Origin of the sequence: Shewanella phaeophyticola (assembly GCF_025398315.1) — a bacterium.
Classification (GTDB): Bacteria; Pseudomonadota; Gammaproteobacteria; order Enterobacterales; family Shewanellaceae; genus Shewanella; species Shewanella phaeophyticola.
This window is the reverse complement of record NZ_JAODOQ010000001.1, coordinates 2,809,669-2,821,294: the sequence shown is the minus strand read 5'-3', so window position 1 is coordinate 2,821,294 and position 11,626 is coordinate 2,809,669. Positions and strand designations below refer to the sequence as shown.

Here is an 11,626-nt window from a genome sequence, read left to right as displayed (position 1 = left end):
AATGTAATTCTTTTGACGGAGTGGCCATGTATTCAGCTCAAGTGTTATCAAATCCGCGTGTCGCGGAGGTTGAGTTGCCGATGACAGCATCGCTTTCTGCCACCCCACTTATTGCCACACCTTATGCAGCGTCACAGTCTGATTATCGGCCGAGTGACAATGCAATCCGTCAAAGTATTGCGCATGCTAAAGCACCGGTATTTGCGCCGGTTGTAAGTGCTTATTCAAGTAAGGCTGCCAATATGTCTAATCAAATGGCGCATATTCTTCAAGCGATGCCATCAGGCGTAGTGATTATCGATGGTGATGGCGTGGTTACCCTAGCCAATCCTGTCGCAACAGAGTTATTAGGCCGCCCGTTACAAGGGGCGCGTTGGTTTGACATTATTCACCGCGCATTTGCGCCGCAAGATGATGACGGCCATGAAGTGTCGCTTAAAAATGGCCGCAGAGTAAAACTGGCCATTACGCCACTAGCGCCCGAGCCTGGCCAGTTAATTGTATTGACTGATTTAACTGAAACCCGTTTATTACAAAAGAATTTATCGCATTTACAGCGTTTATCTTCACTCGGCAAAATGGTGGCAACCCTGGCACATCAAGTGCGTACGCCGTTGTCTGCCGCGCTGTTGTATGCCTCCAATCTTGCTAGCCCCAAGTTAACAGATACGGCGCGAACTAAGTTTCAATCTAAATTGGTGAATCGCTTAAACGAGTTAGAGCGTCAAGTTAATGACATGTTGCTAATGGCTAAAGGCCGTCAAGACAGCATGGCTGAGTCGGTTACCCTCAATGACATTATTACCCAGGTAATGGCAAACTGTGAGCCAATAGCAGATAAAAAACACTGCCAGTTACAAGCTGAAGACACTTCGCATTCGACCATGCTTGCTAACGCCAATGCGTTAAGTTCGGCGGTGAATAATTTGGTGATGAACAGCATTGAAGCGGGCGCGACTAAAATTAAAGTCTCTGCCAGTGAAACCGCAGAAGGTCTATTATTAGATGTCATCGACAATGGTAAAGGCCTTGACCCTGCCATGCAAAAACAAGTGTTAGAACCCTTTTATACGACTAAAAGCCAAGGCACTGGCCTTGGGTTAGCCGTGGTTCAGTCTGTGGTTCGTAACCATGGTGGGCAAATTCAATTGTCGTGCAAACCGGGAATGGGCTGCCGTATTCGATTGATTTTTCCGCACGTTAAACAAGCACAGCATCAGGAGGTGGCACATGGCTGAAGCACATATATTACTTGTTGAAGATGATGCTGATTTACGTGAAGCATTGTTAGACACTTTATTATTGGCACATTATGACTGTGTTGATGTGAGTAGCGCTGAAGATGCCATTTTAGCCTTAAAAGCCAATCAATTTGATATGGTGATCAGTGACGTGCAAATGGACGGCATTGGTGGCATGGGGTTGTTAAGTTACATGCAGCAACATCAACCCAAGGTGCCGGTACTGTTAATGACAGCTTATGCCACAATTAATAGTGCCGTAAGTGCCATGAAGTTAGGCGCGGTTGATTACCTCGCTAAACCTTTTGCGCCTGAAGTGTTGCTAAACCAAGTGTCTCGTTATTTACCCTTAAAGCAAAACCACGATAATCCTGTGGTTGCCGATGACAAGAGTTTAGCGTTACTGGCTCTGGCTCAGCGTGTTGCAGTGTCTGACGCCTCGGTGATGATCATGGCCTCAAGCGGCTCAGGTAAAGAAGTATTAGCACGATATATTCATCAGCATAGCCAACGTAATGGTCAGCCGTTTATTGCGATTAACTGTGCCGCCATTCCAGAAAACATGCTTGAAGCAACACTCTTTGGCTACGAAAAAGGCGCATTTACTGGGGCGTATCAGGCATGTCCGGGTAAGTTTGAGCAGACTCAAGGCGGCACGCTATTATTAGACGAAATATCTGAGATGGAACTGGGCTTACAAGCCAAGTTATTGCGTGTATTGCAAGAGCGTGAAGTGGAGCGTTTAGGTGGTCGTAAAACCATTAAGTTAGACGTGCGAGTACTGGCCACCTCAAACCGCGATCTTAAAACCATGGCAACGTCTGGCGAGTTTAGAGAAGATTTATACTACCGCATTAATGTGTTTCCGTTAACGTGGCCAGCACTGCATCAACGTCCGGCAGATATTTTACCGTTAGCGCGTCATTTACTGGCTAAGCATGCTAAAGCATTAAATATGACGTCAGTGCCAAAGCTTGACGATGCCGCGACTCGACGTTTATTGACCCATCGTTGGCCAGGTAATGTCCGCGAACTTGATAATGTGATTCAGCGGGCGCTGATTTTACGGGTTAATGATGAGATTGGGGTGAATGATATTATTATTGATTCTGCTGATGTCAGTTTAATGCCAGCGGAGCAAGTTGATAATGACAAGCCCCATGATGTTGAAGGTCTAGGCGATGAATTAAAAGCCCAGGAGCACGTGATTATTTTAGAAACCCTGAATCAATGTCACGGGAGTCGGAAAATGGTCGCTGAAAAATTAGGCATTAGTGCGCGGACGTTGCGTTATAAAATGGCAAAAATGCGCGATATGGGGATTCAATTACCAGCGTAGTTTTGTTTTTAAATAAATTAAATTATTGATTAAATTGGCTTTAATTAAAAGCAACTTATCTACATACAGGTAGGTAAGTTGTTTTTGTTCGATGTGATTCCTTTCGTTTTAAATCTTGGCATCTATATTGCTTTAACTCCTTATAAGATTATTGAAGTCGTCAAAAAGTCGACAAACGGGAGTGACATCATGCAGATTAGCGCAAATCCACTATTACAAGAAATGCAATCGCTTCGTGGCGAAATAGCGCCTTCAATTGGCTCGTCTATTGCTCCTAACTTAACCCAGCAAGTAAATAACACTACAGGGGCTGATTTTAGTCAGTTGTTATCTCAGGCTGTGGGTAGCGTGAACGGACTTCAACAAACATCATCAAATTTAGCATCACGATTAGACATGGGTGACACCACGGTCAGTTTGTCTGACACGGTCATTGCCCGTGAAAAAGCCGGTGTGGCATTTGAAGCCACGGTGCAAGTGCGTAACAAGTTAGTTGATGCTTATAAAGAAATCATGAGTATGCCTGTTTAGCCGCTGTCGGTTTTAAGCGCTAGGTAATTAATCACATCAGACATATAGCAGGTACATATTGTGAGCACAGACATAATGGTAGGTTCAGATTCGACAGTTGACGCCGGTGTCCAACAAGAGAATAAGTCTGGGTTAATGGGCGGTGTTGGCGGTGCTGACATGATGCGCCAGGTGATCATGATTTTGGCGTTGGCCGTGTGTCTTGCGTTAGCCGTATTTGTGATGATGTGGGCGCAAGAGCCAGAATATCGTCCTCTGGGTAAAATGGACACGGCCGAAATGATCCAGGTACTTGATGTACTGGATAAAAACCAAATTGATTATCAAATTAATGTTGATGTGGTCAAAGTACCAGAAGACGTTTATCAAGATGTAAAATTACTATTAAGCCGTGCAGGTATTGAAAGCAGCACACAAGCGAATGACTACTTAAGCCAAGACAGTGGCTTTGGCGTCAGTCAGCGCATGGAGCAGGCTACGCTTAAAGCACAGCCAAGAATTAAATCTCGCACGTGCCATTGAAGAGTTAAAAAGCATTAGCCGCGCCAAAGTCATTTTAGCCCTACCAAAAGAAAACGTATTTGCTCGTAATGCCTCAAAGGCCAGCGCTACTGTGGTTGTTAATGTGCGACGTGGTGGATTAGGCCAAGAAGAAATTGATTCTATTGTTGATATTGTCGGCTCTGCAGTACAGGGGCTTGAGCCGTCTCGCGTGACAGTCACTGACTCAAACGGCCGCCTATTAAATTCGGGCAGCCAAGATGGTACATCAGCTAGAGCACGCCGTGAGTCTGAGCTGGTACAACAAAAAGAAGCTGAGTACCGCAGAAAAATCGAATCGATTTTAATGCCAATACTAAGTCAGAAAACTTCACTTCGCAAGTGGATGTGAATATGGACTTTACCGCGATTGAGCAAACCGCTAAGCGTTTTTCACCTGATTTACCGGCTATCCGTAGCGAAATGACAATTGAACGTAACTCAACAGGTCAAAGTTCTGGCGGCATTCCTGGGGCGTTAAGTAATCAACCGCCAATGGAGTCAGACATTCCGCAAGTTGCAGGCGAGGCGGGCAGTACTTCAACAACCTCGGGCGATATGTCTAAAGAGGCGACCCGTAATTATGAACTTGATACCACCATTAGCCATACTCGCCAACAAATAGGCGTGGTGCGCCGCGTGAGTGTGTCGGTAGCCATTGACTTTAAACCCGGCCAAGTAGATGAAAATGGCCAGGTGTCTCGAGTGCCTCGCACTGAAGAAGAGCTAACCAACATTCGCCGTTTACTTGAAGGTGCTGTAGGCTTTAGCACTCAACGTGGTGATGCGCTTGAGGTGGTCACAGTACCGTTTATGGATCAGTTGATTGAAGAACTACCAGAGCCAGACATGTGGGAGCAACCTTGGTTTTGGCGCGCCATTAGATTGGTGTTAGGCGCATTGTTAATTTTAGTGTTGTTTTTAGCCGTGGTTCGTCCAATGCTGAAAAAGCTTACCAACCCGCAAGGCACCGAAATGCCACCGGAAATACGTCCTGGGCATGAATTAGCTGAAATTGAAGATCAGTACGCCGCAGATACTCTAGGTATGCTCAATACCAAAGAAGCCGAATACAGTTATGCTGATGATGGATCAATTCAAATTCCTAATTTGCATAAAGATGATGATATGATTAAAGCAATTAGAGCACTCGTGGCCAATGAGCCTGAGCTTTCCACTCAAGTAGTTAAGAATTGGTTACAAGATAATGGCTAATGAAAATGAAAAAGCACCCGCAAAAGCCGCAGCTTTTGACCCTGAGTCACTCAGCGGAATTGAAAAAACCGCAATTTTACTGCTGAGTTTAAGTGAGGCCGATGCTGCGTCAATTTTAAAGCACTTAGAGCCTAAGCAGGTTCAAAAAGTGGGTATGGCGATGGCGGCAATGGAAGACTTTGGTCAAGAAAAGGTCATTGGCGTACATAAGCTGTTTCTTGACGATATTCAAAAGTTTTCGTCAATTGGCTTTAACAGCGAAGAATTTGTCCGTAAAGCGTTAACCGCAGCGCTCGGTGAAGATAAAGCCGGTAACTTGATTGAACAAATCATTATGGGTAGCGGCGCTAAAGGGCTTGATTCGTTAAAATGGATGGATGCACGCCAGGTGGCCACCATTATTCAAAACGAGCATCCGCAAATTCAAACGATTGTCATGTCATATTTAGAGCCTGATCAAGCGGCTGAGATTTTTAGTCAGTTCCCTGAAAACACGCGTTTAGACTTAATGATGCGTATTGCCAACCTTGAAGAAGTGCAACCAGCAGCATTACAAGAATTGAACGATATTATGGAGAAACAATTTGCTGGCCAAGGTGGGGCACAGGCGGCGAAAATGGGCGGCCTAAAAGCCGCTGCAAACATCATGAACTACCTTGATACTGGCATTGAAAGCCAAATCATGGAGACTATGCGTGAGTCTGATGAAGAGATGGCGCAGCAAATTCAAGACATGATGTTTGTGTTCGAAAACCTAATCGATGTAGATGACCGCGGTATTCAAGCCTTGTTACGCGAAGTACAGCAAGATGTGCTAATGAAAGCCCTTAAAGGTGCTGATGATGCCTTAAAAGAGAAAATCTTGGGCAATATGTCTAAACGTGCCGCAGAATTATTACGTGACGATTTAGAGGCAATGCGGCCCATTCGTATCAGCGAAGTGGAAGTGGCGCAAAAAGAGATTTTATCGATTGCGCGTCGTTTAAGCGACAGTGGTGAGATTATGCTTGGCGGTGGCGGTGGCGAAGAGTTTTTATAATTCTTAGCTTATCACTCTAGCCTTATCTTGCTAGCCTTTGATACAGTTTGAAAGCGGCAATACGTTGTTGCCGCGATAACCGACAGCGACAACTGAAGAGACTCCTATGTCTGAATCCAAATCGTCTAAAAAAGTGCTTAGTGTTGATGATGAAGTTGAATTCAGTCATTGGCAACTGCCCGATATCACCCGAGATCAAAGCCAAGACCCATCAAATATGTTTGGTCAATCGTCAAAACCTTACGAAGCTAAACCGGTCACCGCAGAAAAATCAATGGCGCCGCCAACCATGGCACAAATTGAAGATATTCGCGCCGCGGCTGAACAAGAAGGGTTTGAGCAAGGCAAGCAAGACGGTTACCAGCAAGGGTTAGAGCAAGGTCGTTTAGAGGGCTTAGAGCAAGGCCACAGTGAGGGTTTTGCTCAAGGTGAACAACAAGGGCTAGAAGCTGGTCAAACCCAAGTTAATCAGTTGCTTGAGCAACTGTCTCAACTCATTAGCCAGTTTGAACAACCGCTAGCTGTTTTAGATGCTGAAATCGAAGCAGAATTGCTGGCCATGACCATTAGCTTGGCTAAGTCGGTCGTTGGGCATGAATTAAAAACCCACCCAGAACATATTTTATCGGCTCTTCGTCAAGGTGTTGACGCACTGCCTTTAAAAGATCAATTAGTAAAATTACGCTTAAATCAACATGATGCTGATGTGGTTTCCCACAGTTATCCGCCAGAGCAACTGCAAAAGAATCAATGGCAAATCGATATTGACCCAACGTTATCAAATGGCGACTGCGTTATCGAGAGCGTGCGTTCATCGGTAGACTTAAGGGTAGAGCAGCGCATTGAACAAGTGTTTACTGAGTTAGCACTGCAGGCCGATCAATTGGCCAAAAATGCACAGCAATTAGAAACCGCAACTCCCACATATCAAACAACCACAGTGGATGATTTAAGTGCTTACCAGCAAGCGCAAACTCAAGCTAAGCAAACTGAATCAGAGAATATAGCGACGCAAGATGTCGCGCAAACCGAGCAAACGCCAGAGGCTGCTGCTGAACTCGCGCCTGAACTCGATCCAACTGTCGCAACAACAGAATCACAAGTCTCTCGCGAAAGTGCTGAGCAAGACATGACGCTAACGGATGAGCCTAAAGATGTTAAGGACAATGGATGAGTTCACGTCAGCAACAATTACTCAATAAATTTGCCGTTCACCATAAACAAGTGTTGCCGTTACGCCCAGTTGCCAGCGGGCAGTTAGTGCGTGTTGTTGGCTTAACACTCGAAGCCACTGGTTGCCGTGCGCCAGTGGGCAGCTTATGTTCAATTGAAACCATGGCGGGTGAATTGGTTGCAGAAGTGGTGGGTTTTGATGACAAGTTACTTTACCTCATGCCAATTGAAGAGTTACGCGGCGTATTACCCGGTGCGCGAGTCAGACCATTAGGTGAGCAGTCGAGTTTACATGTTGGCTTATCCTTGCTTGGGCGAGTGCTCGACGGCAGTGGCGCACCATTAGATGGATTAGAGCCACTTAATACCGATCAGCAAGCGGCTCGCCACGGCCCTAATATTAACCCTTTATCTCGCAGGGCAATCACTGAACCTTTAGATGTGGGCGTAAGAGCCATTAACTCAATGCTCACCGTTGGCAAGAGGTACAGCGTATGGGCTTGTTTGCTGGCTCTGGTGTGGGTAAAAGTGTGTTGTTAGGGATGATGACTCGCGGCTCAACTGCCGACATTATTGTGGTTGGACTCGTGGGTGAGCGTGGCCGAGAAGTCAAAGAATTTATTGAAGAGATTTTAGGTGAGCAAGGCCGAGCTCGCTCGGTTGTGGTTGCTGCGCCTGCTGACACATCGCCATTAATGCGTTTGCGTGCTTGCGAAACCTCGACCCGAATTGCTGAATATTTTCGCGATTTAGGCTACGACGTATTACTGCTTATGGACAGCTTAACCCGTTATGCCCAGGCTCAGCGCGAGGTTGCATTAGCGGTGGGTGAGCCACCGGCCACCAAAGGTTATCCGCCCTCAGTGTTTGCTAAATTGCCACGTTTAGTTGAGCGCGCAGGCAATGGCGAGCCTGGACAAGGCTCAATTACTGCGTTTTATACTGTGTTAACCGAAGGTGATGATCAACAAGATCCGATCGCCGACGCATCGCGGGCGATTTTAGACGGCCACGTGGTGTTGTCGCGTCAACTGGCTGACTCTGGCCATTACCCCGCCATTGATGTTGAAGCGTCTATTAGCCGTGTGGCACCCATGGTGATTAGCGCTGAGCATTTAGAGGCCATGCGCCGAGTCAAGCAAATGTATTCGCTATACCAACAAAACCGCGATTTAATTTCTATTGGGGCTTATGCACAAGGTAGCGATCCGCGTATTGATAATGCCATTCGCTTACAACCTGCCATGAATGCGTTTTTACGCCAAGGTTTTAAAGACCCAGTGAGTTTTGATGACAGTAAAGTGATGCTGACTCAAATTGCAGCGCAGTGCCAAGGCTAACCCATGGCTAAAACGGATCCCCTTGTAACAGTACTTAAATTAGCGGTCGAGGCCGAAGAGAAAGCCGCATTACAGTTAAAAGCGGCGCAATTTGAACGGCAAAAGCGTCAAGGACAACTTGATGCATTAAATAATTACCGTCTAGATTACATGAAGCAAATGGAAGGCCACACTGGCACCACATTACGTGCGAATCAGTATCATCAGTTTCATCAGTTTATTCGCCAGGTAGACAGTGCGATTAATCAGCAAGTTGCGGTTGTACAAGACGGTGAAAAACAAGTTGGTTATCGGCAACAACATTGGCAAGAAACCCAACAAAAACGTAAAGCCGTTGAAATGCTACTCGCTAAAAAAGCCACCAAAGCGCAAATCGCTGAGTCAAAACGTGAGCAAAAAATGTCTGATGAGTTTGCCATGCAACAATATTTTAGAAACAAAATGAAATAGTGCGTTCACTGTTATTACGCTCTCTACTTCCGCTTGATTTTTTTCAGTCATTTCACTTTCTCTTTGCCCCTTTATCATCATGTACAGAAAATAAGTGGCACCTTAATTGCTTAATGTTATTAATGGATAGCAAAGTCGTCAGCGAAGTGACAGTCACCAACGGTTTTTTAGCCGTATTAATCGTCTGGGTGAACAGGATCATGAACCTTTCTGATGAATAATAAGTTGAACCCGTTGTTGATAATACAACAGCAAACTTGATTTGATGAAGTGGAGCCCATTATGCAGCAAATGAGCAATATCTTACTGAGCAATAGCAGTCAATCTGCTGATGTTAGTTCGAAGAATAATATGCAAGATATTGAAAATACATCATTCTTGTCTGCTTTTTCTCAAGCAAATGAATCAAGTGAACAAGTAAAAAGCACCGGTGTTAACGCTGTAGAGACAAATATCGAAGTGCCAATATACGATGCCGATATCGAAAAAGAACTTAATAAAACGGCTGAGCAACTGGTTGATGAAAATGCTGACGCTGATATGATTTTTGCCCAGCTCACCATGGCTGACTCTATCGGTAAGCGTCACTCGGGTGGCGGAAATCAATTGCCGCATATCGACAAGTTCGGCGTATACGTTGAGCAAAGTGCTCAATTAGAACCTGTTGTTGATGCGCCAAGTGTGGTTTCTTCATCTGTGGCTCCTGTGACAGATAACTCATTCGAACTTGATCAAATTAACCTTGATTCTATTGAGATTGAAGGCGAACTATTTACTAATACGATTGACCTTGTACCGCAGCTTAGCTCGTCAAAAGAGGTGGTGGCGCAATTAAGTGAACAAGAGCTCAGTGGTTTAATGGCCTTTAGTCATTTATCAGCAAAAGAATTGCAGGCTTTAGATCGCGATCAGTTAAGCGCAATCATTAAGGACTTTAATTTACAGGTCCCTGTGGTCGATGAGTCAATTTTAGCCATGGCAGACATTGACTTTGAATTAGATGATGCAGAAGAGGTATCACTGCAACTGCTGAATAGTGATGAGCAAAGTGAAATAGACAAAGCGCTTGGCGCCACTTTTACGGGACAAGTCAAAGCGAATACCGCGTCAATGTCACAAGCTGTAACTGATGATGTTGAAGGCATTGATTTTACAACAGCGTCAAAAGAAAGTGATATTAAAGCTCCGACAGCATCTTCAGAAGATGTTGATGTTACAACCGTTAACATGGACAGCACAGATGGTGACGATATGGATGCCATGTTGACGCAATCAACGTCTCCGGTGGCTGCATCGTTATCATCAAATGCGGCTTCAGTCTCAGCACTTGGCGCTGAATCTTCAGTCTCTAAAGTTGACTTACAATCCGCGAGCGCTTGGGCTGCAGACGCTAAATCAATTTTAGGCGATAAAACCCGTATTGATGGCAATATTCAAGCCGATCCTAGCAACAGTAAGGTTTTGGCAAAGGCTGAATTTTCTGTGGTGCTCGACTCTGTTGCCGCTAAAGTATCTGCCAATGAATTAAGCAATATTGCCAGCGTGACCACAAGTGATCTAGGTTTTATGTCCGAAACCGCTGAAACAGATACTAAAGCGTTGCAAAATCAAAGCAGTTTTACCCCAGCTCACAAGAGTGAGGTACCGCAGTTTCAACTATCGTTAAGGCCGCAAGCTCAGGCAGAGGCTGGCACGCAAATGCAGGAGATGATCCAGAAGTTTTCACCGGTGATGAAACAACAGCTAATCACTATGGTAAGCAATGGTATTCAGCAGGCTGAAATTCGCCTTGATCCACCAGAGTTAGGCCACCTTACGGTGAAGATTCAAATCCAGGGTGACCAAACCCAGGTGCAGTTTAACGTTGCACAATCACAAACTCGTGACTTAGTTGAACAAGCGATTCCTCGTTTACGCGACATGTTAGCCAGTGAAGGATTACAACTGACCTATAGTCATGTGTCTCAAGGTGGCGACGGGCGAGAGCAACAGCAAGGACAAAGTGGACATCAGGGCGCAGCCGCAGACAGTCAATTGGATGAAATAGCAGCACAAGAAGTGAACTTGATGACAAATTCGTCAAGGAGTTTACATTCTGCTATAGATTATTATGCTTAAGCAGGTAACCTATAGAGATAATGCGATTTTTTTATAACAATGGTTGATTGAGTTTGTCATCATATTGATCACGTTGTTGATTGGGAGCCATTATGGCTGAAGAAGAATTAGAGCTACAAGATGCCGCTGAGGGTGGCAAAAAGAAAAACAAACTGGTGCTGTTTGGTGGCATTGGTTTAGTGGTGGTGTTATTGGCGGGTGCTGCTGCGTGGTTTTTTATGGGGTCAGACGAACCAACAGCCGCAGACAATCCTAACGCGCCAGAGGCTCAAACCGCTGAGCCTGAAGAGATGGCTCAAGCCGATTACGTTGGCATGCCAAGACCATTTCTATTTAATTTACCGGGTGTTGACCGTGCGCGTTTAGTTGAAATTAAAGTGCAACTGATGGTACGCGGTGAAGATGACAGTGTGCTAACCAAAAAACATATTCCTTTAATTGAAGATGCATTATTGACTACGTTTAGTGGTGCAGATGTGCAAAAGCTCAGTACCCAAGCCGGTAAAGATGAGCTTCGTCAATTAGCATTACTTAATGTGCAAAATACGCTGCAACCAATAACAGGCAAAAAAGTGGTCGAAAAGAGTCCTGTTTACTGGTTTTGTTATGCAATAACTCAATGCATTAACTGCTAAGGCCA

Annotated in this window: 7 protein-coding genes and 3 pseudogenes; all 10 read left to right on the top strand. The window is 45.2% G+C overall.

The genetic code is table 11. The features are described from left to right. Nucleotides 1-26 precede the first annotated feature (26 nt). The 10 genes and pseudogenes from N4T56_RS13050 to fliL all read left to right on the top strand — a co-directional run bounded on the left by N4T56_RS13050 (nt 27) and on the right by fliL (nt 11,601). Entirely contained in the window at nt 27-1,238 is a 1,212-nt protein-coding gene (locus N4T56_RS13050) for a sensor histidine kinase (RefSeq protein ID WP_261733536.1), read from the top strand. Further along, nucleotides 1,231-2,580, top strand: a complete 1,350-nt coding sequence (locus tag N4T56_RS13045) for a sigma-54-dependent transcriptional regulator (RefSeq protein WP_261733535.1) — start codon at nt 1,231-1,233, stop codon at nt 2,578-2,580. Before N4T56_RS13050 ends, N4T56_RS13045 begins: the two co-directional genes overlap by 8 nt. A 189-nt stretch (nt 2,581-2,769) precedes the next feature. Continuing rightward, nucleotides 2,770-3,111, top strand: coding sequence for a flagellar hook-basal body complex protein FliE (gene fliE, locus N4T56_RS13040; RefSeq protein ID WP_238107128.1), 342 nt, complete (start codon nt 2,770-2,772; stop codon nt 3,109-3,111). Nucleotides 3,112-3,183: 72 nt separating this feature from the next. After that, nucleotides 3,184-4,866: pseudogene (gene fliF / locus N4T56_RS13035) on the top strand (flagellar basal-body MS-ring/collar protein FliF). After that, entirely contained in the window at nt 4,859-5,905 is a 1,047-nt protein-coding gene (fliG, locus tag N4T56_RS13030) for a flagellar motor switch protein FliG (protein ID WP_261733534.1), read from the top strand. Before fliF ends, fliG begins: the two are co-directional and overlap by 8 nt. A 106-nt stretch (nt 5,906-6,011) precedes the next feature. Continuing rightward, nucleotides 6,012-7,079, top strand: a complete 1,068-nt coding sequence (fliH, locus tag N4T56_RS13025; protein ID WP_261733533.1) for a flagellar assembly protein FliH — start codon at nt 6,012-6,014, stop codon at nt 7,077-7,079. Then, nucleotides 7,076-8,418: pseudogene (gene fliI, locus N4T56_RS13020) on the top strand (flagellar protein export ATPase FliI). Before fliH ends, fliI begins: the two are co-directional and overlap by 4 nt. Before the next feature lie 3 nt (nt 8,419-8,421). Next, on the top strand, nt 8,422-8,868 hold the full coding sequence (gene fliJ, locus N4T56_RS13015) for a flagellar export protein FliJ (RefSeq protein ID WP_188917937.1): 447 nt from the start codon (nt 8,422-8,424) through the stop codon (nt 8,866-8,868). A gap of 282 nt (nt 8,869-9,150) precedes the next feature. Continuing rightward, nucleotides 9,151-10,986, top strand: coding sequence for a flagellar hook-length control protein FliK (locus N4T56_RS13010; RefSeq protein ID WP_261733532.1), 1,836 nt, complete (start codon nt 9,151-9,153; stop codon nt 10,984-10,986). 92 nt (nt 10,987-11,078) lie between these two features. Then, nucleotides 11,079-11,601: pseudogene (gene fliL, locus N4T56_RS13005) on the top strand (flagellar basal body-associated protein FliL). Nucleotides 11,602-11,626: the final 25 nt, after the last annotated feature.